The sequence below is a fragment of the Streptomyces sp. AMJ-169 genome (assembly GCF_055597585.1).
This window is the reverse complement of sequence record NZ_JBVLTJ010000006.1, coordinates 416,998-443,988: the sequence shown is the minus strand read 5'-3', so window position 1 is coordinate 443,988 and position 26,991 is coordinate 416,998. Positions and strand designations below refer to the sequence as shown.

The following is a 26,991-nucleotide window of genomic DNA, read 5'->3' as shown; positions in this document are numbered from 1 at the left end:
TTTCGGGAGTTTTCGCAGGTGGGCGAGGGGCGGTGCAGGTGAGCGGACCGACGGGGACAGCTTCAGGGGCGCGGCGCGCAGCCCAGCACGTGTGCCTTCACCAGGTCCGCGATCCTCGGGTCCCGCCGCTTGAACGCCGCGACCAGCTCCTCGTGCTCCTCCGCGTACGACTGCTGGACGGTGCCGAGCCAGCGGATGGACAGGGCCGTGAACACCTCGATGCCGAGCCCTTCCCAGGTGTGCAGGAGCACCGAGTTGCCGGCCGCCCTGACCAGCTCGCGGTGGAAGCCGACGGTGTGCCGGACCTGGCCGGTGCCGTCGGAGCGGCGGTCCGCCTCGTACAGCGCGGCGACGTGCGGTTCCAGCGCCGAGCAGTCCTCCGCGAGGCGCTGCGCGGCCAGCTCGGCGGCGATCGCCTCCAGGCCGGCCCTGACCGGGTAGCTCTCCTCCAGGTCGGCCGCCGTCAGATTGCGTACGCGTACGCCCTTGTTGGGGGCGGACTCGATCAGGCGCAGCGACTCCAGCTCGCGCAGGGCCTCTCTGACCGGGGTCTGGCTGACCTCCAGCTCCGTCGCGATCCTGCGCTCCACGATGCGCTCGCCCGGCTTCCAGCGTCCGCTGACGATGCCCTCCACGATGTGCTCGCGGATCTGCTCGCGCAGCGAGTGGACGACGGGCGCGGTCATGGCGGGCTCCTTAGGGCGTTCGACGTTTAGACCATAAGGCCGGGGGCCGGGCGGGACGGGATGCATGGGGGTGCTTTTACGCAGGTGAGACGAGACTTACACGCTGTTGCGCAAAAGAGGATGCCCCCACCCGGAAACTCCGGGCGAGGGCATCCTCGTCAGCAGAACTCTCAGCGGACCGCCGAGGATCAGAGCCCCAGCTCGACCTCGAACTCGCCCGCCTCCAGGATCGCCTTCACGGCCGTCAGGTAGCGGGCCGCGTCGGCGCCGTCCACCAGGCGGTGGTCGTAGGACAGGGTCAGGTAGGTCATGTCGCGGACCGCGATGACCGTGCCCTCCTCCGTCTCCAGGACGGCGGGGCGCTTGACCGTGGCGCCGATGCCGAGGATCGCGACCTGGCCCGGCGGCACGATGATCGTGTCGAACAGGGCACCGCGCGAACCGGTGTTGGAGATGGTGAAGGTCGCGCCGGACAGCTCGTCGGGCGTGATCTTGTTGGCGCGGACCTTGCCGGCCAGGTCGGCCGTGGCCTTGGCGATACCGGCGATGTTGAGCCCGCCGGCGCCCTTGATGACCGGGGTCATCAGGCCCTTCTCGGCGTCCACCGCGATCCCGATGTTCTCGGAGTCGAAGTAGGTGATCGTGCCCTCGGCCTCGTTGATCTTCGCGTTGATGACCGGGTGGGCCTTGAGCGCCTGGGCCGCGGCCTTCACGAAGAACGGCATCGGGGAGAGCTTGACGCCCTCACGCGCGGCGAAGGAGTCCTTGGCCTGCGCGCGCAGCTTCATCAGCTTGGTGATGTCGACCTCGACGACCGAGGACAGCTGCGCCTGCTCGTGCAGCGCCTTGACCATGTTGTCGCCGATGACCTTGCGGATGCGCGGCATCTTGACGGTCTGCCCGCGCAGCGGGGACGCCTCGAGGACCGGAGCCGTCTTCTTCGCGGCGGCGGCGACCGGGGCAGCGGCGGCGGGCGCCGGAGCGGCGGCCACCTTGGCGGCCTCGGCGGCGGCCACGACGTCCTGCTTGCGGATCCGGCCACCGACGCCGGTGCCCTTGACGTCCCCGAGGTCGACACCGCTCTCGGCGGCGAGCTTGCGGACCAGCGGAGTGACGTACGCACCGTCGTCACCGGCGGTCGCGACCGGCGCGGCGGCCGGAGCGGCGGCGACGGGGGCGGGCGCGGCGACCGGGGCGGCGGCCACCGGCGCGGGGGCCGGAGCAGCCGGGGCGACTGGGGCGGCGGGCGCGGCGGCGGCCGGAGCCGGAGCGGCTGGGGCGACAGGCGCGGGAGCCGGGGCGGCGGGCGCGGCCGGAGCCACGGGAGCCGCGGCCACCGGGGCCGGAGCGGCGGCGGCGGGCGCGGCCGCCGGAGCCGCGCCGGGCGCGCCGACGACGGCCAGGCGTGCGCCGACCTCCGCCGACTCGTCCTCGGCGACCAGGATCTCCAGCAGCACACCGGCGACCGGCGAGGGGATCTCGGTGTCGACCTTGTCGGTGGAGACCTCGAGCAGCGGCTCGTCCTCGGCGACCTCTTCGCCGACCGACTTCAGCCAGCGGGTCACGGTGCCCTCGGTGACGGACTCACCGAGCGCGGGCAGCACGACGTCCGTGCCGGAGGCGGCGGGGGCGGCAGCGGCGGGCGCGGCGGCCACCGGCGCCGGGGCGGCCGGGGCGGCGGCGACAGGCGCCGGGGCCGGGGTCTCGACAGCGGCAGCCGCCGGGGCCGGGGCGGCCACCGGCGCACCCGTCCCGTCGTCGATGATCGCCAGCTCGGAACCGACCTCTACGGTCTCGTCCTCGGCGACCTTGATGGAGGACAGCACGCCGGAGACCGGCGAGGGGATCTCGGTGTCGACCTTGTCGGTCGACACCTCGAGCAGGGGCTCGTCGGCCTCGACGCGCTCACCCTCGGCCTTCAGCCAGCGGGTGACGGTGCCCTCGGTGACGCTCTCACCGAGCGCCGGAAGGGTTACGGAAACCGCCATGGTTTCGGTTGCTCCTTACGAGTTGCGGAAAGTCTGTGTTCTCGACCGAGGGGGTCAGTCGTGCGCGTGCAGCGGCTTGCCGGCCAGCGCCAGGTGGGCCTCGCCGAGCGCCTCGTTCTGCGTCGGGTGGGCGTGGATGAGCTGGGCGACCTCGGCCGGCAGCGCTTCCCAGTTGTAGATCAGCTGCGCCTCGCCGACCTGCTCGCCCATCCGGTCGCCGACCATGTGGACGCCGACCACGGCACCGTCCTTGACCTGGACGAGCTTGATCTCCCCCGAGGTCTTCAGGATCTTGCTCTTCCCGTTGCCCGCCAGGCTGTACTTCAGGGCGACGACCTTGTCCGCGCCGTAGATCTCCTTGGCCTTGGCCTCGGTGATGCCCACGGAGGCGACCTCGGGGTGGCAGTACGTCACCCGGGGCACGCCGTCGTAGTCGATCGGCACGGCCTTGAGGCCGGCCAGCCGCTCCGCCACCAGGATGCCCTCGGCGAAGCCGACGTGCGCGAGCTGGAGCGTCGGGACCAGGTCACCGACGGCCGAGATCGTCGGGACGTTGGTGCGCATGTACTCGTCGACCAGGACGTAGCCGCGGTCGATCGCGACGCCCTGCTCCTCGTAGCCGAGACCGGCGGAGACCGGGCCGCGGCCGACGGCGACCAGCAGGACCTCGGCCTCGAACTCCTTGCCGTCGGCCAGAGTGACCTTCACGCCGTCGGCGGTGTACTCGGCCTTGGAGAAGAACGTGCCCAGGTTGAACTTGATGCCGCGCTTGCGGAACGCGCGCTCAAGAAGCTTCGAAGAGTTCTCGTCCTCGACGGGGACGAGGTGCTTCAGACCCTCGATGACGGTGACGTCGGCACCGAAGGACTTCCACGCGGAGGCGAACTCGACGCCGATGACACCGCCGCCCAGGATGATCGCGGACTTGGGCACGCGGTCCAGGACGAGGGCGTGGTCGGAGGAGATGATCCGGTTGCCGTCGATCTCCAGGCCCGGCAGCGACTTCGGCACCGAGCCGGTCGCCAGCAGGACGTGCCGACCCTGGACGCGCTGGCCGTTGACGTCGACGGAGGTGGGGGAGGACAGCCGTCCCGCGCCTTCGATGTAGGTCACCTTGCGGGAGGCGACGAGACCCTGGAGGCCCTTGTACAGGCCGGCGATGACGTCGTCCTTGTACTTGTGCACCCCCTCGATGTCGATGCCCTCGAAGGAGGTCTTCACACCGAACTGGGCCGCCTCGCGCGCCTGGTCGGCGATCTCGCCGGCGTGCAGCAGGGCCTTCGTCGGGATGCAGCCGTTGTGCAGGCAGGTGCCGCCGAGCTTGTTCTTCTCGATCAGGGCGACGTCCAGACCCAGCTGAGCCCCGCGCAGAGCGGCGGCGTAGCCGCCACTGCCACCGCCGAGGATCACTAGGTCGAAAACGGTGCTGGCGTCGTTCGCCACGTCACGTCCTCCATGCATGTGCGCCGTACGCCGGTCGTCACTGACCGGCAGGCGGCTGGTGTCCGGCCGCTCTTTGCTTCGGCCCTTCGGTGGGGGCCCTGTCCTGCCGAGAGCCATCCTCGCACTTGTCGGAGGCGGACGAGACACGGGGATGGGGTGTGAGACACCACACGGCGGACGCCGTCACAGCTGATACACGGCCGCGCCGCGCGGGGTCCGTCACAAGATCCCCGCGCGGCGCACAGCGCTGTCTTCAGCCGAGGTCGCCCGCGGCGGTCAGCTCGGCCAGCCGGACCAGCGTCCGTACGGCCGACCCGGTGCCGCCCTTGGGCGTGTACCCGAACGGGCCGCCCTCGTTGAACGCGGGCCCGGCGATGTCGAGGTGCGCCCAGGTGATGCCCTCGCCGACGAACTCCCGCAGGAAGAGCCCGGCGACGAGCCCGCCGCCCATGCGCTCGCCCATGTTGGCGAGGTCGGCGGTGGGGGAGTCCATGCCCTTGCGCAGGTGCTCGGGCAGCGGCATCGGCCAGGCCGGCTCGCCGACCTCCTCGGCCGCCTCGTGGATCGTGGTGCGGAACGCGTCGTCGTTGGCCATGACGCCGAACGTGCGGGCGCCGAGCGCCAGCATCATCGCGCCGGTGAGGGTCGCGACGTCGACGATCGCGTCGGGCTTCTCCGCCGACGCCGCCCACAGCGCGTCCGCGAGGACGAGCCGCCCCTCGGCGTCGGTGTTGAGCACCTCGACGGTCTTCCCGCTGTACATCCGCAGCACGTCACCAGGGCGCACGGCGGTGCCCGACGGCATGTTCTCGGCGAGCGCGAGCCAGCCGGTCACGTTGACGGGCAGCTCCAGGCGGGCGGCGGAGACGACGGCGGCGAACACGGCGGCGGCACCGCTCATGTCGCACTTCATCGTCTCGTTGTGCCCGGCCGGCTTCAGCGAGATGCCGCCGGAGTCGTAGGTGATGCCCTTGCCGACGAACGCCAGGTGCTTGGCCGCCCCGGGGTGGCTGTACGACAGCTTCACCAGCCGGGGGGTGGCCGCCGAGCCGCCGCCGACGCCGAGGATGCCGCCGTAGCCGCCCTTGGCGAGGGCCTTCTCGTCGAGGACCTCGACCGTGAGGCCGTGCTCCTTGGCGGTGCGCTGGGCGAGCGCGGCGAAGACGGCCGGGGTCAGGTCGTTCGGCGGGGTGTTGACCAGGTCACGGGCCCGGTTCAGCTCCTCGGAGACGGCCGTGGCGCGGGCCAGGGCGGCCTTGTGTGCGGCGTCGCGGGGCTTGCCGCCCAGCAGCGCGGCCTCCCCGAGGGGCGCCTTGCCGCCCTTGCCCTTGGCGTCCTTCGGGGTCTCCTTGTACGTGTCGAAGGAGTACGCGCCGAGCAGGACGCCCTCGGCGACCGCGCCGACGTCGGCGGCGTCGGCCAGCGGCAGCGCGAACGCGGCCTTCTTCACGCCGGACAGGACACGGGCGGCGCTTCCGGCCGCGCGGCGCAGCGCCTCGGCCGGGAAGGAGGCGTCGTCGGCGGGCTCAGTACCCAGCCCCGCCGCGATGACGAGCGGTGCCTTGAAGCCGGCCGGCGCGGGCAGCTTCGTGACCTCGCCCTCGGCGCCGGACGCGCCGAGAGTCTCCAGGACGGCGGCGAGCCGCCCTTCGTAGGCCTGGTCCACGGCCTCCGCGCCCGGTGCGACGACCGGACCCTTCGGGCCCTTGGCGACACCGATCACGATCGCGTCGGCCCGGAGGCCGGGCGCCGCGGCGGTGCTGAGGATGAGAGCAGTCACGGTAGTGAGTTCTCCGCTTCCGTTTGAGGGTTTGCTGTGGCCGAACGGTGTGGGTCGACCGGGCCCGACGGACGACCTTAGGTCGGCGCCGGCGCACGGTCGCGGGCGGGTCCGGTCGCTCCGGCGCGGCGAACCGAGGCGACAGATCCCGCCATGAGCCTACGCGGGTGTGTGCGTTCGCTCACTCCTGCGAGTGTTCACCCCTCCGAGGTGTCATGGCCATTTCCAGCACCCCTCGGGCCATGAGGTGGGTCACACTCACCCGGTTCCGGTGAGGTGATGTGCTCACCGCTTTGCATGATTTACATGAAATCAACGGATCTTCCGCATCGGTGACACGTGTCGTACGCCGTCCCCGCAACCGGAAGGTCCCTGTCCCAGGGGAGGGGCCATGGTGCGCAGCGCGCAGTTATGGAGAAGGACCGCCGCGACGACGGCGGCAGCGGGCCTGATGGCCGTGGGCCTGAGCGCCCCCGTGGCGACCGCGGCGACCGAGCCGCGCATCGACCTGAGAGTCCTGGTGGTCGACGACGGGACAGAACCCGTCCGCGCCATCGCCGACCGCCTGAGAAGCACCGGCATCCCGTACACGACCGTGAATCTCACGGACACCGCCCGCCCGAGGATCGATTCCGCTTTCCTCAGCGACACGGCCGGCGGCACCCCCCGCGCCAAGTTCCAGGGCGTGGTCCTGCCCGACGAGGCCCCTTTCGGCCAAGGCTCCGCCGAACAGACCGCGTTGGAGACCTACGAACGCGCCTACGGCATCCCGCAGGTCGACGCCTACACCTGGGCCCACCCCGAAGTGGGCCTCGACTACAGCACCTACAGCGGCCCCCTCGACGGCGAACAGGCCCGCATCACCCAGGCGGGCAAGGCCAGTTGGTTCGGCTACCTCAACGGCGACCTCACCTTCGAGGACAACCTGCCCGCCGGCGAGGAGAGTTACGGCTTCGTCGCCACCCCCCGAGAAGGCTTCACCTCCTACCTCGACACCACGGTGAACGGCCAAAGCGGCACGCTGCTCGGGGAGTACGCCCACGACGGCCGCCGCGAACTCGTCGTCACCTTCGCCTACAACGAGCACCAGCAGCAGTTCCAGCTGCTCGCCCGGGGCATCGTCGAATGGCTCACCCAAGGCGTCCACCTCGGCAGGGACCGCAACTACTTCGCCGTCCACGTCGACGACGTCCTCGCCCCCGACGCCCGCTGGGACACCGAACGCAACTGCACCCCGGGCGACTTCGACTGCGTGGGCGGCGACGGCGAGGGCACCGAACCGATCCGCATGACCTCCGACGACGCCGCGTACCTGGCGCAGTGGCAGACGCAGCAGGGCTTCACCCTCGACCTGGCGTACAACGCGGGGGCGGGCGAGGAGTGGAAGACCGAGAACGGCGGCACCGACGCGCTGGCCGTGAAACTCCTCGCCGACAAAGCCAAGTACCGCTGGATCAACCACACTTACACCCATCAGTTCCTCGGCTGCGTCCAGGACACCACCACCGTCCCCTGGACCTGCGCCAAGAACGCCGACGGCAGCACCCAGTACATGAGCCGCGCCGGCATATCCGCCGAGATCGGCAGCAACTACAGCTGGGGCACGGCCAACGGACTCCCGCTGGACCGCACCGAACTCGTCACCGGCGAACACTCGGGCCTCAAGAGCCTCCCGCAACAGCCCGCCGACAACCCCAACTTGGCCGGCGCGCTGTCCGCCAACGGCATCAAGTGGACGGCGTCGGACAACTCCCGCGAGTCCCAACAGCGGGCGGTCGGCGCCGCGTCGACGGTCCCGCGCTACCCGATGAACGTGTACTACAACACCGCCACCAAGGCCGAGATGGCCGACGAGTACAACTGGATCTACACCTCGGCGGCCGACGGCGGAAGTGGCGTCTGCGAGAACAACCCGACGTCCACCTGCCTCCCGGAGCCCCTCGACACCGAGACCGGCTACGACGACCACATCGCCCCCCAAGAGGCCCGCACCGACCTCGGCCACGCCCTCGCCAACGACCCGCGCCCGCACTACGCCCACCAGTCCAACCTCGCCGAGGACCGCATCCTCTACCCGGTCCTCGACAAGGTCCTGACGGACTACCGCGCCCTGTTCACCTCCGGCACCCCCCTGGAGAACCTCCGCCAGAGCGCGATCGGCACGGAACTCCAGAACCGGGCGGCCTGGCAGTCCGCGCTGGACGCGGGCCGCGTGACGGCGTACCGGACCGGCACGACGGTGACGGTGACGGCCCCGTCAGGAGTCCAGATCCCGGTCACCGCCCCAGAGGGCACAAAACGCCAACTCCTGCTGGGGAGCGACGTATTCGGCACTCCGTACGCGGGGAAGCGGTCGGGGTGGACGACGCCGGGGCTGTTGCAGGGGTCGCTGACGCTGCGACTGCCGGCGTAAATCCATGAGGCGCGCCCCGGGTCCACCGGGGTGCGCCCTTCTACGAGCCGAACACCGTTCCATTTGGGGGGAACCCGCGCATGACGCGCACCGGCCGTCACGTCACCATGCTCACCGAAGGCACCTACCCGCACGTCCACGGCGGCGTCAGCACCTGGTGCGACCAACTCGTCAAAGGCATGCCCGAAGTCGCCTTCCACATCCTGTCGCTCACCGGCAGCGGGCGCGAACCCGTCACCTGGGAGCTGCCGCCGAACGCCTACCGCCACACCACCGTCCCCATGTGGGGCCCGAAACCCGCCCGCACCCGCCCCCTCTTCGGCGCCCCCCGCCGCCGCTTCATCGACGCCTACGAACGCTTCCTCCTCTCCTTCCTCGACCCCGAATCCCCCTGCGACTTCGGCGAAAGCCTCTACGAACTGGCCCAGTTGGCGAGGGACGGCCGCCTCTCCGCAGCCCTCCGCACCGAGGCGGCCGTCCGCTCACTGACGTGGATCTGGACGATGCCCCACGTCCCGACCGCCGCCGCCCGCCCCACGCTGCACGACGCCCTCACCGCCACCGACCTCCTCGAACACGCCCTGCGCCCACTCGGCGTACGCGTCCCGCAGGACTCCGTCGCGCACGCGGTCAGCAGCGGCCTGGCGACCCTCCCGGCGCTCGCGGCACGGCACTTCGACGGCGTCCCCTTCCTCCTCACCGAACACGGCATCTACCTGCGCGAACGCTACTTGGGCTACCGCCAGGGCGCCCAGAGCCGCCCGGTGAAGTCGTTCATGCTCGGCTTCTACCGCGCACTCAACTCCCTCGGCTACCGCGCCGCCGACCTCATCACCCCCTGCAACCAGTACAACCGCCGCTGGGAGGAGCGCGGAGGAGCGGACCCGGCGAAGATCCGCACGGTCTACAACGGCGTCGACCCGCACGCCTTCCCGCACGCAGGCCCCGAACCCGACGTCCCCACCCTCACCTGGTGCGGCCGGATCGACCCCATCAAGGACCTGGAGACCCTGCTGCGCGCGTACGCCGAGGTCCGCGCCCAACTCCCCACCGCCCGCCTGCGGTTGTTCGGCCCGGTCCCTCCGGGCGGCGAACCGTACAAGACCCGCCTGGAGAAACTGGCGGCCGAACTGGGCATCACTGACGGCCTCACTTTCGAGGGCCGCATCACGGAGGTCTGGCGCGCCTACGCCGCCGGCCACCTCGTCATGCTCTCCTCCATCTCCGAGGGCTTCCCGTTCTCCATCATCGAGGCGATGTCCTGCGGCCGTACGACGGTCTCGACCGACGTCGGCGGGGTCCGCGAGGCGGTCGGCGACACGGGCCTGGTCGTCCCGCCCCGCGAGCCGGAGAAGATGGCGGCGGCCGCGCTGACGCTGCTCAAGGACGACGAACGGCGGCTGCGGCTGGGGGAGTTGTCCCGGCAGCGGGTGATCGACCGGTTCACGCTGCGCCGCTCGGTGGACAACTTCCGGACGATTTATCAGGAGTTGGCGGGGTTGCCGGGTGGGGGTGCCCCCTGGTCGAGCGCAGCCGAGAGCTCGGGGGAGTACGAGCCGACGGTGGAGACGGTCCTGGACTGGACCGAGGAGCTGCGGGACCCCTGGTACGCGGCTGTGGCGACCGAGGGGGTCGGCCGGTGAGAAATCCCGTGACGGCCAGGGGAGTTGACCGATGAGCGGCTCCGTCTGGCTGCCTCCCGGCGCCCGCCCCGACAGCCTGCCCGCGATCCCGCGCCAGCAGCGCAAGGCCGCCCCCTCCTGGGCGGGCCCCGACCCCATCGACGAACTCGCCGTACGCATCGAGGAGTTGGTCACCCACGCCGTCCACCCCGACGAAGTGGCCGCCCTCCTGGAGTCCGACGGCCTCTCCGACGACCAGATCCGCGAACGCTACGGCGTGAAGAACTCCTTCGCGCTGGCCGAGGAGTTGTACGAGCGCGTACCCCGCCCCGCCGCGCAGCCCCGCACCCGCCCCGCCGACGCCTGGCACACGAACCTCGCCAACTGCCTTCTGCGCGGCCTGATCTTCGCCCTCCCCGGCTTCGCGTACGTCCTCGGCGCCCCCTGGCTCTCGACCCCGCCGGGCCCGCTCGGCCTCCCCTCGGGAACGGTCCCGCTCCTCACCGGGGCACTGTTCGGCTGGGCCTGGAACCAGGGGCTGTCCCATCGGGCGTACACCTGGCTGGGGTTGGGCGACAAGGACGCGGCCCGCCGGAGCCTGCTGCTCGGGGCACCGGCGGGCGCGGCGCTGGGCGCGCTGCTCGCGTGGGCGGCGACCGGATACGCGCATCCGGCGGCATGGGCGTTCACGGCCGGCCAGTCCTGCTACCTGGGCGCGTCGACGGTCCTGCTGGTACTGGGCCGCGAACGGGCCCTGCTGGCGGCGCTGTCGCCGATGGCGGCGGGCGCGGGGGCGGTGTGGTGGCGGCCGGTCCCGGAGGGGTTCAGGGCGGCACTGCTGCTGGGTTCACTGATGGCGGTGCTGTGGCTGGCGGGGCGTGAGGTGGGGTCAGGGCCGGTGAAGTTGAGGCGGACCTGGCCGAAGTCCCTCCGCGTCGGCGGCTCGCCGAAGCACCTTCGTGGCGGCGGATCGCCGGAGTCTCCTCGCGCGGGCGGATCGCGGAAGTTTTTCCGTGCCGCCCGGTTGCCGGAGTCTCTCCGCGTCGGCGGATCACCGGAGTCTCCTCGCGCGGGCAGATCGTGGAAGTTTTTCCGTGCCGGCGGATCGCCGAAGTCCCTTCGCGGCAGCGGATCGCCGGAGTCTCCTCGCGCCGCCGGATCGTGGAAGTTTTTCCGTGCCGCCCGGTTGCCGGAGTCTCTCCGCGTCGGCGGCTCGCCGAAGTTCCTTCGCGGCAGCGGATCGCCGAAGTCCCTCCGCGTCGCCCGATCGCCGAAGCCTCCCCGCGCCGCCGGATCGCCGAAGCCCTTCCGCGTCGGCCGATTCCGGACCACCTCCCGCAACACCCCCCGCAACACCCCCCGCGATCAGACACCCCCACAACCCCTCACCGTCCCCGCCCCCTCCCTCACCGCCTCCCTCCCCCACACCCTCGCCGGCCTGGGCACCGGCACCCTCGTCCTCTGTCTGGCCCTCGCCGACGCCCTGAGCGGTGAGGCCGGCTCCCTCGCCGCGCCCTCTGCCGTCGCCCTCACCCTCAGCATGGGCCCCGCCGAATGGCTCCTGCACCGCTTCCGCAGCGGCGGCACGGCCGGGCTGCACGGCAGTCGCACGGCCAGGGCGTTCCGCCGGACGGCCGCGCGGGTCGTCGCCCTCTGCCTGGGCGGCTACCTCCTGATCCTGCTCACCCTGGCCCTGGCCGCCGACCACCTCCCCGCCACCCCCACCGACACCCACTTCGCCGCCCTCCTGCTGCTCGGCGTCGTCCTGTGGACGGGCCTGCTGCTCCAGTCCCTCGGCGCGGTGGGCGCGGCGGCGGCCGTCTCCTGCACGGCGGCCCTGGCCCAAGTGGCGGCGATAGCAGCCGGCTTGCCCGCCCTCCCGGTGGCCCTCACGGTGTACGGCACGGCGGCGGTGGCCCAAGTGACCCTGGCCTACGCCCTGTCGGGAAGAGCGACGGCACACCGATGAGCGAACTCCCCGACGCCCCCCGCGACTTGCTGCTCCCGTACTACGAACACCCCGCCCACCGCCCGGCGGAATGGGCGGCGATCCTGAAAGCGGCCCCCCGCCTCTACGGCGCGGTCCTGAACCCGGCGAGCGGCCCCGGCACCCAACAGGACCCGCACTTCGCGGAGTTGGCGGAGAAGCTGCGCACGGCGGGCGTGAAGGTCCTCGCCTACGTCGACACGGACTACACCCGCCGCCCCCTGGCCGAGGTCGCCGAAGACCTGTCCCGCTACCACGCCTGGTACCGCCCCGACGGCGTCTTCCTGGACCAAGTCACCTCCACCCGCCCCGAGTTGCCGTACTACCGGACGGCGGCGAGAGCGGCGCGCGCGGCGGGCTGCACGACCCTCGCCCTCAACCCCGGCACGTACCCCGACCCGGCGTACGCCCGCGTCGCCGACGTCGTCGTCACCTTCGAGGGCACCTGGGAGTCGTACCGATCCCTCGCAGCCCCCCACCCCAGAACGGACGCCCGGCACTGCCACCTGGTCCACGGAGTCCCGCCCGGAGCGGACTGCGAAGGGCGGGCGCGGGCGCTGGGGGCGGACCTGCATTGCGGGGTGCCCGGGGCGGGAGTCCATCCTTGGGGTACGTTCCCCCACACACTGGAGCAGTTCCGTTGAAGAAGCGCGTCCTCCTGTCCGCCGCCCTGCTGTTGCTCCTCGCGGCCTGTACGAGCACCCCGGACGACGACGGCGGCGACGGCACGGACCCGTCGAGTCCCGCCCCGGTGCCCTCCGCCCCGGCGGGCGCCCGCTGGCAGCCGAAGCCCGGCGTGGCCTGGCAGTGGCAGCTCAACGGCAAGCTCGACACGTCCGTCGACGTCCCCGTCTACGACGTCGACGGCTTCGACCAGTCCCAGCAGACCGTCGCCGCCCTGCACGCCAAGAACCGCAAGGTCATCTGCTACCTCTCCACCGGCGCGTACGAGGACTGGCGCCCCGACGCCGGTGACTTCCCCCAGCAGGTGCTCGGCAAGGGCAACGGCTGGGAGGGCGAACGCTGGCTGGACATCCGCCAGTTGGCCGTCCTGGAGCCCTTGATGGCCAAGCGTTTCGACATGTGCAAGAAGAAGGGCTTCGACGCGATCGAGCCGGACAACATGGACGGCTACCTCAACGAGACCGGCTTCCCCCTCAAGGCGGCGGACCAGCTCCGCTACAACCGCCTGATAGCGAAGATGGCCCACGACCGGGGCATGGCCGTCGGCTTGAAGAACGACATGGACCAAATCCCGCAGCTGGTGGGGAACTTCGACTTCGCGGTCAACGAACAGTGCGCTCAATACAACGAGTGCGACACCCTCACCCCTTTCATCGACGCGGGCAAAGCGGTCTTCCACGTCGAGTACGAACTCCCGACGAGCAAGTTCTGCGCGGAGTCGAAGGAGCTGAAGCTCAGCTCGCTGGAGAAGAAGTACGAACTGGGGGCGTGGCGCAAGTCCTGCTGAAACAGGGCTAGTTGGAGCCGACCGCTAGTGCAGCCAGTGCGACCGTACCGGCGGTCTCGGCGAGCCCCCCGAACACATCGCCGGTGACTCCGCCGAACCGGCGCCGACAGCGTCGTAGCAGCGACTCGGCGGCGCAGAGGCCGAGGACGACGGCGGGTCCGGCGCCGGGGGAGCCGAGCCACCAGCCCGCCGCGCCCGCCGCGAGGGCGATGCCGATCGCGACGCCCCAGGCGGCCCGCGCCGGGACGACCCCCGCCACGGCCGCCCCCAGCCCCTCGGGCCGGGCGGCCGGGACGCCGGCGCGGGCGGCGAGGGTGAGGGCGAGGCGGGCGGTGGTCGCGCAGAGCAGGGCCGCGAAGGCGCCCCGGGTCCAGGAGGCGTCGTACAGCTGGGACAGGGCCGCGACCTGGGCCAGCAGGGTCAGGACCAGGGTCAGGACGCCGAACGGGCCGATGTCGGACTGCTTCATGACGCGCAGCGCGTCGTCCGCCGGCTTGCCGCTGCCGAGGCCGTCGGCGGTGTCGGCGAGCCCGTCGAGGTGCAGCCCGCGCGTGAGGACGGCCGGTACGGCGACCGTCGCGACCGCCGCGAGCAGCGGCCCCGTGCCCAGCGCCAGCAGGACGAGACCGGCCGCCGCCGCGCAGCCGCCGACCACCAGCCCCGCCAGCGGCGCGGCCAGCATGCCGCCGCGCGCCGCGTCCCGGTCCCAGCGGTGGACCCGGACGGGCAGGACGGTCAGGGTGCCGAAGGCGAAACGCAGACCATGGAGGGAGGGCCGGGGTGTGGACACCGGGGCAGATTACCCGTAGGCCGTACAAGCACCGGCTGATCATCGACCCCCGAGGGATATTGTGCGCTTATGGGACATTGGCTGAATCGCAACATCGTCGAGCCCGGCAAACTCCCCCTGCTGCTCGCGCTCACCGCCTTCGTCCTCACCTTCCTGGTCACCCGGATCGTCACCCGCCTGATCCGCGCCGGCAAAGGCCCCTTCGGCAACGTCAAAGCGGGCGGCCTGCACATCCACCATGTCGTTCCCGGGGTCGTCCTGACCGTCGTCGGCGGCTTCGGGGCGGTGGCGGCCGGGCAGCACGGCGCCGGGGCGGCCGTCGCCGCGATCTGCTTCGGCATGGGCGCGGGGCTTGTCCTCGACGAGTTCGCGCTGATCCTGCACCTCGACGACGTGTACTGGAGCGAGGAGGGCCGCAAGAGCGTGGAGGTCGTCGTCCTCACGGCCGCCCTGGTCGCTCTGGTCCTGCTCGGCTACTCCCCGCTGGGCGTCGACGACGTCTCGCAGGGCGAGGCCGAGAGCCGGGGTGCGGCGATCACCACGGTGGCGATCAACTTCGTGTTCTCCCTGATCGCCCTCTACAAGGGCAAGGCCCGCATGGCGCTGTTCGGCGTGATCGTCCCGACCGTCGCCCTGATCGGCGCGCTCCGCCTCGCCCGCCCCGGCTCCCCCTACGCCCGCCGCTTCTACACCCGCCGCCCCCGCGCCCGCGCCCGCGCCGAACGCCGGGCGGCACGTCACGACCGCCGCTGGTCGCGCTGGCGGCGGGGGCTGGAGGAACTGGTCGGGGGCAAGCCGGACACGTCGTCGCGCTGAAGCCGGTTCCTCAGCTCCGCGCAGCCGATGATCAGCAGGGCGGCGCAGATGGCGGCGATGTGTTCCTTCCCGGCGAGATTCGCCTTGACGACGACCTCGACGACCATGGCGGTGATGACGACGGCGCCGGTGACGTACGCCTGATAGCGCCAGGCCAGGACCACCGCGAGGCCTACGACGGCGGCGGAGGGGCCGGTGTCGACGATCCGCGCGTCCGAGGCGGGCAGGCCGAGCCACGGGACCCCGGGTCCCATGTCGATCCCGACCCGCGCGTACAGCGTTCCCGCGAGGGTCGCCGCGTACGCCACCCCGAGGGTCCGCCACCAGCCCAGGCAGATCTCCGCGAGCCCGAACACCAGCAGGATCTGCGCCAGGGCGCCCCATACCGGGAGGTCGAGGGCGGGGACGAAGAGGGAGAGGGGGGTGCGGGCGAGGGCCAGCGGCAGGGGGTCCTGCGCCCGTACGGCGCCCAGATCCTGTACGAGCGGGTAGCCCCAGTCCTGGTTCTGGATGCCCTGGAGGAGGGAGGTCAGGCAGACGGCGGCGACGGTCATGACCGGAGCGGTGCGGCGGGCCAGTACGGCGTAGTAGAGGGATCCCCATTCACGGACGGCGAACCGTTTGACGGCATTCAGCGCAACTGCTCCCGCTTCTTGAGGAATGGGGACGGGGGTGCCTGGAGGGGCGGGCCGCCACATTCAGAGACGGGGTGAGGGGGCGGGAAGTTGAGCGGGCGGAGGGAGAGTGGCGCGCACAACAACTGACTTCGACTGAAAAACGCACCCATGCAATACCGCCTGTCCCGGGAGGCTTACTGGCTTGGGCGCCATTCTTTGGGTTTATGGGGGGTTTCGGGTGGTTAGGTGGGGGGTGTTTTGGGGTTGCGGGGGGTGGGGGTGTCTGGCGGGGGGAGGGTGGGGGAGCATTCCCGCTTGTGCGGGGCAAACGCCGCCGGGAGCGCCTTGATCTGGGCGGTCATCGGAACACCCCCGCCCATGCGGGGCAAACCTGCGCCGCCTCACCCCCGAACAGCGCCGCCGCGGAACACCCCCGCCCGTGCGGGGCCGACTCGGCCTCCGCGTCCAGGAGCGTGTCCACCGCTGGAACACCCCCGCCCGTGCGGGGCAAACTCCCGGTACACCGAGGGCTCGCTGAGCGGCATCGGAACACCCCCGCCCGTGCGGGGCCGACCGCAGCGTCGGCCCGATCCAGTCGCCGCCGTTGGGAACACCCCCGCCCGTGCGGGGCCGACACTTCCCGACCTCCAGCGTTCAGATCAGGAAGCCCCGTTTCCCTTCACCTGTATTCCACCCCAGCCCCCGCCCCGCCAACCCGCCACCCCCGTACGCCAAGCAGACAAGTCCCCCCGACCCTACCGCCCACCCCCAACAAGCCCCCGAAGTTCCCCCAACTCCCCGTCGCCATCAGCCAATTACGGCCCCCACCCCCTCAAGGCGGCGGGGACCCCCAAGCCGCGCCCCCCTACACCTCCCCGCCCGAACCCTCCCCCTTCTCCAACCCCTCATCCCCAGCCCCCACCTTCTCCGGCAACTCCGCCGCCAGCGCCGCCGCAGCCTGGACCAACGGCAGCGCCAGCACACCCCCAGCCCCCTCCCCGACGCTGAGCCCCTGCTCCAGTACCGGCTCCAGCGCCATCCGGTCCAGCGCCTTCGCCTGCCCCGGCTCCCCACTCCGATGCGCCGCCAACCACCAATCCGGCGCCCGGAACGCAACCCGCTGCCCCACCAACGCGCAGGCCGCCGCCACCACCCCATCCAGCACCACAGGCAACTTCCGCACCGCACACTGCAACAAGAACCCGGTCATGGCGGCAAGGTCGGCCCCACCGACCGTCGCCAGCAACTGCAACTGATCCCCCAGCACAGGCCGAGCCCGCCGCAACGCATCCCGGATCGCCGCGCACTTCCGCATCCAGGCGAGGTCGTCGATGGCGAGCCCACCCCGACCGGTCACCACAGACGCGTCGGTCCCGCACAACGCGGCGATCAACACCCCCGCAGCGGTCGTCCCCCCGACACTCACATCCCCCAGCACCACCAGATCCGTCCCCGAATCCGCCTCCTCGTCGGCGACCGCCATCCCCGCCCGGAACGCCGCCTCCGCCTCCTCCGGCGTCAACGCGTCCTCGACATCGATACGCCCGCTGCCCCGCCGCACCCGATACCGCCCGACATCGGCGGGGAAGCGGTCCGCGGGACAGTCGAGGGACATGTCCACCACCCGCACGGACACCCCCGCCCGCCGAGCCAGCACAGAAACCGGCCGGCCCCCCTCCAGCACCTCACGCACCAGCTCCGCCGCACTCCCCGCGGCCCGTGCGGACACCCCGAGTTCGGCCACCCCATGGTCACCGGCGAACAGCACGACACGCGGCTTGTCGACGGGCCGCACCGGCACCGAACCCTGCGCCGCGGCCAGCCACTCACCCAGTTCGTCAAGGCGCCCGAGCGCACCGGGAGGCACGATCTGCCGCTCACGGCGGGCCTCGGCGTCGCGGCGGACACCGCCGTCGGGGCGCTCGATCAGATCGGTGAAGTCGTCGAGATTAAGCGGGCTCATTCGCCGAACAGTACCGGCACGGATGGAACGGAATCCGCGCCACGTCACCAGCCCACGGGCACGGAGTCGTTGCACCCAAGATCGCGATCCCATACGTTCCGTTTCGCGAAGTTTGTCCCCCATCTCGACGGACACCACCGGGGAGCCCCATGCAGGACCTACAGCAACCCGACTCCCAGACCCCCCGACCGCAAGAGCCGCACCCCCAGACCCCCGAACTCCAGAACCCCCAGCCCCAAGCCCCGCCCCCGCAGAACCCGCACCCCCCGCAGACCTGCCCCTGGTGCACCTCCCCCCACCTCCACCCCCGCACCCCCGACCTCACCACCTGCCAAGCCTGCGCCCACACCTTCCGCACCCCCGGACACGCGCACCCCCGCCCCACCCCATCCCCCTCCACCCGCCACCTCCGCACCACCGCCCGAGCCCTCCTCCGCCTCGCCGCCCCCGAACCCGAGAGCTGGCTCGACATCGGCACCGGCGACGCCCGCTTCCCGGCGGCGGCGAAAGAGCTGTACACGTACACGTCCTTCGACGGAGTCGACACCTCCCCCCAAGTCGAACGCGCCCGCGCCGCGGGCCGGGTGGAAGAGGCGCACAGAGCCCTCACGCCCCGCCTGACGGCCCGCTACGACGTCGTGAGCCTCCTGGGCCACCTCGCCCGCACGGCCGACCCCAGAGGGGAACTCACGGCCGCCCTGCGCACCCTGCGCCCCGGCGGCCACCTCCTGATCGAACTCCCCACCCCCGCCGACACCTGGAGCCGCCCCCGCCACCTCATCCCCCCGGACAACCTCCGCGCCGAACTGGAGTCCCAGGGCTGCCGCGTCCTCACCGTCGACCACCGCACGGCCCACATCCCCTACGACCTGACAGCCGCAGCCGCCCGCCTGACCACCGGCATCCCCGCCCTGGCCACCCCCGCCCGCCTGACGGCGACAGCCCTGGACCACGCCCTGGCCCCTCTCCTCAGCAGAACCCGCCACGCGAACACCTACCGAGTGATCGCCCAGAAAAAAGCCCCCTAGCGGAAACCCCTTAGAGGAAGGCCCCCAGAGACCCCCGGCCCCCAGAGACTCCCGGCCCCCACCTCACCCCCACCCCACCCCCACCCTCACCCCCGCAACACCACCGCCTGCCCCGCCACCACCAGCACCACCTGCTCGCACTCCCCGCCCACCGCCGCGTTCAGCCGCCCCAGCTCATCCCGGTACCGCCGCCCCGAAGCCGTCGCCGGAACGATCCCCGACCCCACCTCGTTGGACACCAGCACAACAGTCCGCGAAGCGTTCCGCACCGCCCCCGCGAGATCCGCGACCCGCTCCCGCAAGGCCTTCTCCCCGCCGTCCGCCCACACGGCGTCGTCCCACGCCCCCACGGAGTCCATCGCGTCCGTGAGCCACAGCGAAAGGCAGTCGATCAGCAGCGGCGGCCCCGCCTCGGCGAGCAGCGGCAGCAGATCGCAGGTCTCCGCCGTCCGCCAGGACCCCGGCCGCCGCTCACGGTGCACGGACACCCGCGACGCCCACTCGGTGTCCCCGCCCCGGCTGCCCCCCGTCGCGACGTACAGCACATCCGGAAACGCCTCCAGCCGCCGCTCCGCCTCCACCGACTTCCCCGACCGGGCCCCGCCGAGGACGAGGGTGCGCCGGGGGACGTCGGGTACGTCCTCGTACACCCCGACCGCCAGCGCCGCGCCGTCCGGCACCGCGCGCGCTCCAGCCGCCGCCAGCCGGCGGGCCAGCTCCGGGCCCGGCGGCACGTCGTGGTCGAGGTGCACGGCGACCACGTCCGTCGTCGCCCCCACCGCGCCCACCGCCCGCAGCCGCGCCAGCGCGTCGGGGCGGCCCACGACGTCCAGCAGGACCAGGTCGTACCGCTGCTGCCCGGCGCCGAGGCCGGCCGGTGCGCCGCCCGGCGGGAGGTACAGCAGCCGCTGGCCGTCGGGGCCCGTCACGGCGTACCCGGTGCCCCCCGCGTCCATCGCGACCGCCCGCACCCGGTGGCCCGTCAGCAGCGCCAGCTCGCGGCCGTCCGGGACCCGGCCGGGGCGGGGCAGGCCCACCGGGACCTCGACCGCCGGGCCGTCGTGCGGATGGGACAGCAGCACCTGCCGCACCCCGCCCAGCGACTGGCCGGCCCGCGCCGCCGCGAACGCCGCCCCGGGCGTCAGGTCCAGCAGCAGCGCCCCGTCGACCAGCACCGCCGTCGCCGCCCGCGCGGCGGCGCCGAGGGACACCGCGCACACCGCGCACGCACAGCCGGGACGAGGCAGCCCCGCAGGCGCACCGGTACCAAGGAGAGTCAATTCCACGGAACGATTTTCACCTGAAGGAGATCCCGACGCGCGCCGGTGACCGCAGCGGGAGCGGGAATCCGAACCCCCTGGGACCCCGACGCCCTATAACAACCCCCGGCCCGAACACATACCCTGCGACCAGCACCCGGACCAAGATCAGACCAGGAGGCGTACATGGCGGCATGGACGTGGCGGTTCGAGAAGGCCGACGGGACGGAGGTCGAACCGGCGGTCGAACCCGAGGAGTTCACCACCCAGGGCGACGCCGAGTCATGGATCGGCGAACAGTGGAAGGCCCTCGCGGCAGGCGGCGCCGACCAGGTGTTCCTCTTCGAGGACACCACCCAGATCTATGGCCCGATGAGCCTGCACGCCGACGCCTGAAGCCTTTGCCCACGACGACGGCGGCGCCCGGTGGCATGAAGCACCGGGCGCCGCCGTCGTCGTACGGGAACTACCCGCGCACCCCGCACAGGTGCAGCAGCGCCGCCACTCCCCGGTACGGGTCCGTGCGGCCCGCGCGTTCCTCCGCCGCCAGGAGGTGGGGGAGGTCGTCCGGGACGGGGGCGTCGTCGGGGGCCGTGTCCGTGAAGACGCGGACGCCGTACCAGGCCTGGAGGGGGGCGCCGATGCCGGCCAGGGCGTCCGTCAGGGTGGAGAGGCGGTCGGCGCGGACCGGGAGGCCCAGGCGGTTGGTGTACGTGACCGTGTCGAACGCCCCCGAGGCGGCCGGCCAGTCACCGGACAGACCCGGGCGCATCGCCAGAGCGTCCGCGTTGCGCACCAGCAGGGACAGCAGACCGCCCGGGGCCAGCATGCGGCCCAGACCCGCCAGGAGCGCGTCCGGCTCCTCCACGTACATCAGGACGCCGTGGCACAGCACCACGTCGAAGCTGCCCGGGAGGAAGTGGACCCCCGTGTCCCGGCCGTCCCCCTCGATGATCCGGACCCGCTCGCGGATGCCCTCCGGCTCCGCCGCCAGCGTCTCGCGCGCGACCGCCACCATGGCCGGCTGCTGCTCGAGACCCGTCACCTGATGCCCGAGCCGGGCAAGGCGCAGCGCCTGAGTGCCCTGCCCCATCCCGACGTCCAGCACCCGCAGCCGCTGCCCGACGGAGTACCGCCCGGCTATCTGCTCATCCAGCTGCCGCGCCACCAGCTCCTGCCGTACGACGTCCCGCAGTCCGCCGAGTTTTCGCAGCCACGCCTGCGCGGCATCGTCGGTGAACGGCGCGCTCAGAGCTTCGTCCCCCGCTTGACCTGCGGCTTCGGCAGCCGCAGCCGGCGCATCTGGAGCGAGCGCATCAGCGCGTAGGCGATGGCGCCCCGCCGGGGCTCGTCACCGAAGCGGGCACCGAGCGCCTTGCGCAGCCGGAACCCGGAGAGGACCGAGTCCAGGACGATCAGGACGATCACGACCAGCCACAGCAGCAGCGCGACCGTCTGCAACTGGGCGACCTGGACCATGCTCAGGACGAGGATGACGACCGCCATGGGCAGGAAGAACTCCGCCACGTTGAAGCGCGAGTCGATGAAGTCACGGGCGAACTTGCGCACCGGCCCCTTGTCCCGCGCGGGCAGATAACGCTCGTCACCGCCCGCCAGCGCCTGGCGCTGCTTCTCCAGCGCGGCACGGCGCTCGTCGCGCTGCCGCTTGGACGCCTCCTTGCGCGTCATCGACGTATTGGCCACGCTGCGCCGCTGGGACTGGGCCTCGCTCCGCTTGGGAGTGGGCCTGCCCTTCGGGGCCTGCGGGTCACGGGTCTGCTTGGAGTCGGTCACCTGGGCCTTGTCGGCGTCCTGGGCCTTCTCTTCCTTGGCACGGCTACGGAACACAAAACCCAAGGGTAAGCGCTCATCCGGCATGGACCCCAGCCGCACGGGGAACGATCCGGCAACACCACTCGTCCTGTACAGCAGGGGCGCACCTACTCCCGCACAGGGGTGCACCTACTCCTTACGCCGGATCAGGGAGGTGGGCGATCGTCCTTGGGGATGAGCGCATCCGGGCCGGAACGGTGCGTCAATGGAGACAGGGCCCGTACTGTGGGTTCTGTCGCAGATCGTGAGCTGGAGTCCGTCAGAAGGGGGCGCGCGAAGCCCATGAGCGGTGTCATGAAGCGTATGGGGATGATCTTCCGCGCGAAGGCGAACAAGGCCCTTGACCGGGCCGAGGACCCGCGCGAGACCCTTGATTACTCGTACCAGAAGCAGCTGGAGCTGCTCCAGAAGGTCCGCCGGGGAGTGGCCGACGTCGCCACCTCCCGCAAGCGCCTGGAACTCCAGCTCAACCAGTTGCAGTCCCAGTCCTCCAAGCTGGAGGACCAGGGCCGCAAAGCCCTCGCCCTCGGCCGTGAGGACCTCGCCCGCGAGGCCCTGTCCCGCCGCGCGGCGCTCCAGCAGCAGGTCACAGACCTGGAGACGCAGCACGCGACGCTCCAGGGCGAGGAGGAGAAGCTCACCCTCGCGGCCCAGCGCCTCCAGGCCAAGGTCGACGCCTTCCGTACGAAGAAGGAGACCATCAAGGCCACCTACACCGCCGCCCAGGCCCAGACCCGTATCGGCGAGGCCTTCTCCGGCATCTCCGAGGAGATGGGCGACGTCGGCCTCGCCATCCAGCGGGCCGAGGACAAGACCGCCCAGCTCCAGGCCCGCGCCGGCGCGCTCGACGAGCTGCTGGCCTCCGGCGCCCTGGACGACCCGACCGGCCTCGCCAAGGACGACCTCCAGGCCGAGCTGGACCGGCTCTCCGGCGGCACGGATGTGGAGCTGGAGCTCCAGCGCATGAAGGCGGAGCTGGCGGGCGGCCCGACGGCCTCCCAGCAGGCGATCGAAGGCGGCACCGGCCAGCCCCAGCCCCAGCAGCAGCCAAAGGACACCCCGCGCTTCGACAAGCAGTGAGCGCGGTCTTCGCTTCGCGGCCAAGGAGGGCGGCGACATGATCGTACGGATCATGGGGGAGGGCCAGGTGAGGCTCGACGACGCTCACCTCACCGAGCTGAACAAGCTGGACGACGAGCTGCTGGCGGAGGTCGAGTCGGGCGACGACCCCGGCTTCCGCCGCACGCTCTCGGCTCTGCTGGAGGCGGTGCGGAGGCTGGGGTCACCGCTGCCGGACGACGCCCTGGAGCCGTCGGATCTGATTCTGCCGGGGGCGGATGCGACGATTGATGAGGTGCGGGAGATGCTGAACGACGATGGGCTGATTCCGGGGTGAGGGCGGGGCTTCGCCGAATTCCGGGAAGCTTTAGCCAAGGGGTTCACCATTCCTTGGCTTCCAGCCGTCCCCCACGGCTCTTCGCGATCAGCAGAGTGTCCTCCAGCGCTTCCGCCAGCCGCGTGCTCGTGAACTTCAACTCCCCGTCGTACAGCATCGGTTCTTTCAGCAGCTCCCTGGCGTGACACAGCACGGTCCGGGCGGAGGCGAGGAGTTCGGCCTCCACCCTGTCGGCGAGGCGGGAGACGCGGCTGTCGGGGCTGTCGGTACTCAGATAACAGGGCGTTCCCGTGTCCGAGTTCCAGGGGAGGAGCCGCATCGGACGTCCGTTTGAATCGCGCACTGGGGTTTCTCACTTTCCCTCGCGTCGTCACCTTCTGTGCCACCATCATTGCTGTCCGCAGGGACTCCAAGGACCGTTCTCCAGTCCCGTTTTTGAGAATGGGACACAGGCGAAAGAGGGGGCGCGAACAGTGACGTTCACACCGCAGGAGTTGAACCCTTTTCTCTCGGCCCGCCACTACTTCGGATCGGAAATGCGCAGGGACCGCGAGCGGCTGGGCCTGTCGCTCGTCCAGCTCGCGGGTGTCGTCGCCTCCAGCAAGAGCACGCTGGCGCGGGTGGAGACGGCGGAGTTGATGCCGCCGGCGGATCTGCCGCCGCGGCTCGATGTGGCGTTCGGGACGGAGGACAAGTACTCCAACTTGTATGAGCTGGCGAGGAGGGAGGCTCATCCGGACCAGTACAAGAGGTTCATGGAGTTCGAGGCGCGGGCGGTGGTGATCGAGACGTACGGGCCGCAGGTGGTGCCCGGGTTGTTGCAGACCAGGGAGTACGCGCACGCGCAACTGAGTCTTCGCGAGGATCTGCCTCCGGAACAAGTCGAGCAGCGTGTGAGCGCCCGTCTCTCGCGGCAGGATCGCCTTCGCACACCCAAGCGCCCCAAGTACTGGGCGGTCATCGACGAGTCCGTCATCAGGCGGCGGGTCGGCAGCGCGGAGTGCATGCTCAGCCAATTGGCTTACCTGCTCGAACGGGTGGATACTCCGGACAGCAAGGTCCAGGTGGTCCCTTTCAGCTCTGGTCTGCATTACCTGATGGGCGGCACGCTGACCCTGCTGACGCTTCCCAATGGCTCCGTCGTGGCCCATGAGGAGGGCATCGAGGTCGGTCACCTCTACGAGGACCGGGACTCAGCCGAGGAGTGGCAGTGGCACTACAACCTGCTCCGTGCCAACGCCCTGTCCCCGGCGGCTTCGACGAAGCTGATCCAACAGGTGATGGAGGACTACTAGCAATGCGACACACCCCCGAGCTGAACTCCGCCCGCTGGCGCCGGAGCAGCTACAGCAACGCCAACGGGGGCGATTGCGTCGAGATCGCCGAGGACTACCCCGGAGTTGTCCCCATCCGCGACAGCAAGACCCCCAACGGCCCCGCCCTCACCGTCCCAACCCCCGCCTGGGACGCGTTCATCAGCTCCCTCAAGTCATAGGCCCCGCCACGACGGAGGAACCCATGCTGCCCAACACCCGCTGGCGTCGAAGCAGTTACAGCAACACCAACGGCGGCAATTGCCTAGAAGTCGCCGAGCTGAGCAACATCCCCTGGCGCCGCAGTAGCCACAGCAACGCCAACGGGGGCGAATGCGTCGAGGTAGCCGAGCTGGCCAACACCCCTTGGCGCCGCAGCAGTCACAGCAACGCCAACGGCGGGAGCTGCCTAGAAGTCGCCGACGACTTCCCCGGCATCGTCCCGGTCCGCGACAGCAAAAACCCCAGCGGCCCCGTCCTCACCGTCCCAGCCCCCGCCTGGGACAGCTTCGTCAGCTTCCTCAAGGCGTAAGCCGAGACGCGAAACGGCCGGGACCCGTAGTCGTACGGGGCCCGGCCGTTGTGGGGGCGATGCGTGCGCTGTTCGCAGACGTGGATGTGGATTGATTCGTGTGACACGATCGAGGGAACGGTTCCCGATCTCTCGGACACGTGATCGTCCGGTGTCCCAGTCTTCTGAGCGACAGACAAGGGAGGGGCTTGACATGACGGCCATGGTCCATGAGTCGCTTCAGCAAGAAGACTTCCTGCTGGACGGCTTCCTCGCCCTGGGCACTCCGGAAGGTTTCCGGGCGGAGTTGATCGAGGGGGAGATCATGGTGACGTCGCCGCCGGACGGGGATCACGAGAAGTGCATCAGCCGGATCGTGCGGCAGGTGTTCAGGTGTTCGCAGATCGACATGGACTTCTCCGGTCACAAAGGGCTGCGGCTGAAAAGCGGAGACGGCTACCCGGAAAGCCACGTGATCCCGGACGCCACCTTCGGCCCCCTGGAACTCGACCTGTTCGGAGGCGCCGACTCCTGGATGCCCTGTGCCGGAATCGCCCTGGTCCTCGAAGTGACATCGCCGAAGCCTCAGGGCGACGGCGAAGCCGAACGGCACTGCTATGCGCGCGAGAACATCCCGCTGTATCTGCTCGTGGACCGCGAGGAGTCCTGGGTGACGCTGTTCAGCGAGCCGAAGGGTGACGACTACCTCGTCCGCCATGCCGTCGCGTTCGGCTTGCCACTCCCCCTCCCCGACCCCTTCGGCTTCGACCTGGACACCTCCGACTTCCTCTGACCCCACAACCCCCGACCCCCACAACCCCCCACCCCCGCGTACCTTTGCAAGCGTGAGCACACTTGAGCGAGCCAGGTGTGGTGTCAACGCGCACCCCCTTGCGATGGACGCGACGCTGGCGGCCGGCGTGCTGCTGTGCATGCTCGCCGGGAGTTTCGTCGATCCGCATGGGGCGCATGGGGTCACCTGGGGCGTGCGGAGTCCCGATCCGCTGAGCCTCGTGCTCATGGTCCTCGGCGCCTTCGCCCTCGTCTTCCGGCGGTGGGCGCCCATCCGGGTGCTGGCCGTCACCGGGACCCTCGCCCTCGTCGAGTGCCTCACCGCCTCCGACCCCAGAGCCCCGGTCGTGATGTCGGCCGTGGTCGCGCTGTTCACCGTCGCCGCCACCACCGACCGGCCGACCACCCTGCGGCTGGGCCTCCTCACGGTCACCGTCCTCACCGGCGCCGCGATGCTGGCCGGCCCCCTCCCCTGGTACGCGCAGGAGAACCTCGGGATCCTCGCCTGGACCGGCATCGGGGCGACGGCCGGGGACGCCGTACGCAGCCGGCGGGCCGTCGTGCAGGCCATCCGGGAGCGCGCCGAGCGGGCCGAGCGGACGCGGGAGGAGGAGGCGCGGCGGCGGGTCGCGGAGGAGCGGCTGCGGATCGCGCGGGATCTGCATGACGTCGTCGCGCATCACATCGCGTTGGTGAATGTGCAGGCGGGAGTCGCCGCGCACGTCATGGACAAGCGGCCCGACCAGGCCAAGGAGGCGCTCGCGCATGTGCGGGAGGCGAGCCGGTCGGCGCTGAACGAGCTGCGGGCGACCGTCGGGCTGCTGCGGCAGTCAGGGGACCCGGAGGCGCCGACCGAACCCGCGCCGGGGCTCGGCCGGCTCGACGAACTCGCCGGAACGTTCCGGCACGCGGGACTCCAGGTCGAGGTGGCCCGCGCCGACCAGGACACCACGCTCCCGGCGGCCGTGGACCTCGCCGCCTACCGGGTCATCCAGGAAGCGCTCACGAATGTCCAGAAGCACGCGGGGCTGGAGGCGAAGGCCGAGGTCAGCGTCGTACGCGTGGGGCCGAACGTCGAGATAACCGTCATCGACAACGGGTGTCCCGACCAGCCGCCGGTGCCGCAGGAGGGCGGGGGGCACGGGCTGCTGGGGATGCGGGAGCGGGTGACCGCGCTGCGCGGGACGCTCACCACGGGGCCCCGGTACGGGGGCGGCTTCCGGGTGCATGCGATTCTGCCGGTCAAGACCAGCAGCACTGCGGAGGGGGCGGTATGAGACCGC

26 protein-coding genes are annotated in these 26,991 nt (G+C 71.2%); 15 read left to right on the top strand and 11 right to left on the bottom strand.

Going from position 1 to position 26,991, the window contains the following annotated elements:
- Nucleotides 1-62: 62 nt before the first annotated feature.
- The 4 genes from ACYUD3_RS18040 to ACYUD3_RS18025 form a co-directional block, all read right to left on the bottom strand.
- Nucleotides 63-686, bottom strand: a complete 624-nt coding sequence (locus ACYUD3_RS18040) for a GntR family transcriptional regulator (RefSeq protein ID WP_470970768.1) — start codon at nt 684-686, stop codon at nt 63-65.
- A 188-nt stretch (nt 687-874) separates the two neighbouring features.
- Nucleotides 875-2,674, bottom strand: a complete 1,800-nt coding sequence (sucB, locus tag ACYUD3_RS18035) for a 2-oxoglutarate dehydrogenase, E2 component, dihydrolipoamide succinyltransferase (RefSeq protein WP_470970765.1) — start codon at nt 2,672-2,674, stop codon at nt 875-877.
- Nucleotides 2,675-2,728: 54 nt separating this feature from the next.
- The gene (lpdA, locus tag ACYUD3_RS18030) at nt 2,729-4,117 is read right to left on the bottom strand and encodes a dihydrolipoyl dehydrogenase (RefSeq protein WP_470970763.1); all 1,389 of its coding nucleotides are present in this window, start codon (nt 4,115-4,117) and stop codon (nt 2,729-2,731) included.
- Between the two features lie 253 nt (nt 4,118-4,370).
- The gene (locus ACYUD3_RS18025; RefSeq protein WP_470970760.1) at nt 4,371-5,897 is read right to left on the bottom strand and encodes a leucyl aminopeptidase; all 1,527 of its coding nucleotides are present in this window, start codon (nt 5,895-5,897) and stop codon (nt 4,371-4,373) included.
- Between the two features lie 391 nt (nt 5,898-6,288).
- Between ACYUD3_RS18025 and ACYUD3_RS18020 the strand changes: the two genes are divergently transcribed.
- From ACYUD3_RS18020 to ACYUD3_RS18000, 5 genes are all read left to right on the top strand, one after another.
- A complete protein-coding gene (locus ACYUD3_RS18020) occupies nt 6,289-8,310 on the top strand; it encodes a hypothetical protein (RefSeq protein ID WP_470970758.1) in 2,022 nt (673 codons plus the stop codon).
- An 80-nt stretch (nt 8,311-8,390) separates the two neighbouring features.
- Nucleotides 8,391-9,953, top strand: coding sequence for a GT4 family glycosyltransferase PelF (pelF, locus tag ACYUD3_RS18015; protein ID WP_470970755.1), 1,563 nt, complete (start codon nt 8,391-8,393; stop codon nt 9,951-9,953).
- A gap of 31 nt (nt 9,954-9,984) precedes the next feature.
- Nucleotides 9,985-11,901 carry a hypothetical protein gene (locus ACYUD3_RS18010; RefSeq protein WP_470970752.1) on the top strand — a complete coding sequence of 639 codons (1,917 nt, stop codon included), beginning with the start codon at nt 9,985-9,987 and terminating at the stop codon, nt 11,899-11,901.
- Nucleotides 11,898-12,563: a spherulation-specific family 4 protein gene (locus ACYUD3_RS18005; RefSeq protein ID WP_470970750.1), complete on the top strand. Its 666-nt coding sequence runs from the start codon at nt 11,898-11,900 to the stop codon at nt 12,561-12,563. The genes ACYUD3_RS18010 and ACYUD3_RS18005 overlap by 4 nt, the downstream gene beginning before the upstream one ends.
- Nucleotides 12,560-13,390, top strand: a complete 831-nt coding sequence (locus ACYUD3_RS18000; protein ID WP_470970748.1) for an endo alpha-1,4 polygalactosaminidase — start codon at nt 12,560-12,562, stop codon at nt 13,388-13,390. Before ACYUD3_RS18005 ends, ACYUD3_RS18000 begins: the two co-directional genes overlap by 4 nt.
- A gap of 7 nt (nt 13,391-13,397) precedes the next feature.
- On the opposite strand, the gene ACYUD3_RS17995 is transcribed toward ACYUD3_RS18000, so the two are convergent.
- Nucleotides 13,398-14,180: an adenosylcobinamide-GDP ribazoletransferase gene (locus tag ACYUD3_RS17995; RefSeq protein ID WP_470970745.1), complete on the bottom strand. Its 783-nt coding sequence runs from the start codon at nt 14,178-14,180 to the stop codon at nt 13,398-13,400.
- Nucleotides 14,181-14,249: 69 nt separating this feature from the next.
- Between ACYUD3_RS17995 and ACYUD3_RS17990 the strand changes: the two genes are divergently transcribed.
- Nucleotides 14,250-14,996 (top strand): hypothetical protein, encoded by a 747-nt coding sequence (locus tag ACYUD3_RS17990; protein ID WP_470970743.1) that lies wholly within the window; start codon nt 14,250-14,252, stop codon nt 14,994-14,996.
- On the opposite strand, the gene ACYUD3_RS17985 is transcribed toward ACYUD3_RS17990, so the two are convergent.
- On the bottom strand, nt 14,918-15,631 hold the full coding sequence (locus ACYUD3_RS17985; RefSeq protein WP_470970982.1) for a hypothetical protein: 714 nt from the start codon (nt 15,629-15,631) through the stop codon (nt 14,918-14,920). The genes ACYUD3_RS17990 and ACYUD3_RS17985 overlap by 79 nt on opposite strands.
- A gap of 847 nt (nt 15,632-16,478) precedes the next feature.
- Complete coding sequence (gene cobT, locus ACYUD3_RS17980) at nt 16,479-17,576, bottom strand: nicotinate-nucleotide--dimethylbenzimidazole phosphoribosyltransferase (protein WP_470970741.1); 1,098 nt, start codon at nt 17,574-17,576, stop codon at nt 16,479-16,481.
- A gap of 149 nt (nt 17,577-17,725) precedes the next feature.
- Here cobT and ACYUD3_RS17975 point away from each other — a divergent pair, with 149 nt between their 5' ends.
- Nucleotides 17,726-18,604 carry a class I SAM-dependent methyltransferase gene (locus ACYUD3_RS17975; protein WP_470970739.1) on the top strand — a complete coding sequence of 293 codons (879 nt, stop codon included), beginning with the start codon at nt 17,726-17,728 and terminating at the stop codon, nt 18,602-18,604.
- Nucleotides 18,605-18,690: 86 nt separating this feature from the next.
- On the opposite strand, the gene ACYUD3_RS17970 is transcribed toward ACYUD3_RS17975, so the two are convergent.
- Nucleotides 18,691-19,890 carry a bifunctional adenosylcobinamide kinase/adenosylcobinamide-phosphate guanylyltransferase gene (locus ACYUD3_RS17970; protein WP_470970737.1) on the bottom strand — a complete coding sequence of 400 codons (1,200 nt, stop codon included), beginning with the start codon at nt 19,888-19,890 and terminating at the stop codon, nt 18,691-18,693.
- Between the two features lie 159 nt (nt 19,891-20,049).
- On the opposite strand from ACYUD3_RS17970, the gene ACYUD3_RS17965 reads away from it, so the two are divergent.
- Nucleotides 20,050-20,259: a hypothetical protein gene (locus ACYUD3_RS17965; protein WP_470970734.1), complete on the top strand. Its 210-nt coding sequence runs from the start codon at nt 20,050-20,052 to the stop codon at nt 20,257-20,259.
- Nucleotides 20,260-20,329: 70 nt separating this feature from the next.
- Here ACYUD3_RS17965 and ACYUD3_RS17960 read toward each other — a convergent pair whose 3' ends face one another.
- Nucleotides 20,330-21,031 (bottom strand): class I SAM-dependent methyltransferase, encoded by a 702-nt coding sequence (locus ACYUD3_RS17960; RefSeq protein ID WP_470970732.1) that lies wholly within the window; start codon nt 21,029-21,031, stop codon nt 20,330-20,332.
- A gap of 80 nt (nt 21,032-21,111) precedes the next feature.
- Nucleotides 21,112-21,741 carry a DUF3043 domain-containing protein gene (locus tag ACYUD3_RS17955; protein ID WP_470970729.1) on the bottom strand — a complete coding sequence of 210 codons (630 nt, stop codon included), beginning with the start codon at nt 21,739-21,741 and terminating at the stop codon, nt 21,112-21,114.
- 237 nt (nt 21,742-21,978) lie between these two features.
- Here ACYUD3_RS17955 and ACYUD3_RS17950 point away from each other — a divergent pair, with 237 nt between their 5' ends.
- The gene (locus ACYUD3_RS17950) at nt 21,979-22,776 is read left to right on the top strand and encodes a PspA/IM30 family protein (protein WP_470970727.1); all 798 of its coding nucleotides are present in this window, start codon (nt 21,979-21,981) and stop codon (nt 22,774-22,776) included.
- A gap of 37 nt (nt 22,777-22,813) precedes the next feature.
- Nucleotides 22,814-23,092 carry a PspA-associated protein PspAA gene (pspAA, locus tag ACYUD3_RS17945; protein WP_470970725.1) on the top strand — a complete coding sequence of 93 codons (279 nt, stop codon included), beginning with the start codon at nt 22,814-22,816 and terminating at the stop codon, nt 23,090-23,092.
- 43 nt (nt 23,093-23,135) lie between these two features.
- Here pspAA and ACYUD3_RS17940 read toward each other — a convergent pair whose 3' ends face one another.
- On the bottom strand, nt 23,136-23,411 hold the full coding sequence (locus ACYUD3_RS17940; RefSeq protein ID WP_470970722.1) for a hypothetical protein: 276 nt from the start codon (nt 23,409-23,411) through the stop codon (nt 23,136-23,138).
- A gap of 154 nt (nt 23,412-23,565) precedes the next feature.
- Between ACYUD3_RS17940 and ACYUD3_RS17935 the strand changes: the two genes are divergently transcribed.
- The 5 genes from ACYUD3_RS17935 (at nt 23,566) to ACYUD3_RS17915 (ending at nt 26,985) form a co-directional block, all read left to right on the top strand.
- Complete coding sequence (locus ACYUD3_RS17935; protein ID WP_470970719.1) at nt 23,566-24,387, top strand: helix-turn-helix domain-containing protein; 822 nt, start codon at nt 23,566-23,568, stop codon at nt 24,385-24,387.
- A gap of 2 nt (nt 24,388-24,389) precedes the next feature.
- Entirely contained in the window at nt 24,390-24,587 is a 198-nt protein-coding gene (locus tag ACYUD3_RS17930; RefSeq protein WP_470970716.1) for a DUF397 domain-containing protein, read from the top strand.
- A gap of 23 nt (nt 24,588-24,610) precedes the next feature.
- A complete protein-coding gene (locus tag ACYUD3_RS17925) occupies nt 24,611-24,937 on the top strand; it encodes a DUF397 domain-containing protein (RefSeq protein ID WP_470970713.1) in 327 nt (108 codons plus the stop codon).
- Between the two features lie 193 nt (nt 24,938-25,130).
- Nucleotides 25,131-25,709 carry a Uma2 family endonuclease gene (locus tag ACYUD3_RS17920; RefSeq protein WP_470970711.1) on the top strand — a complete coding sequence of 193 codons (579 nt, stop codon included), beginning with the start codon at nt 25,131-25,133 and terminating at the stop codon, nt 25,707-25,709.
- A gap of 52 nt (nt 25,710-25,761) precedes the next feature.
- A complete protein-coding gene (locus tag ACYUD3_RS17915) occupies nt 25,762-26,985 on the top strand; it encodes a sensor histidine kinase (protein WP_470970709.1) in 1,224 nt (407 codons plus the stop codon).
- The last annotated feature ends 6 nt before the right edge of the window (nt 26,986-26,991 follow it).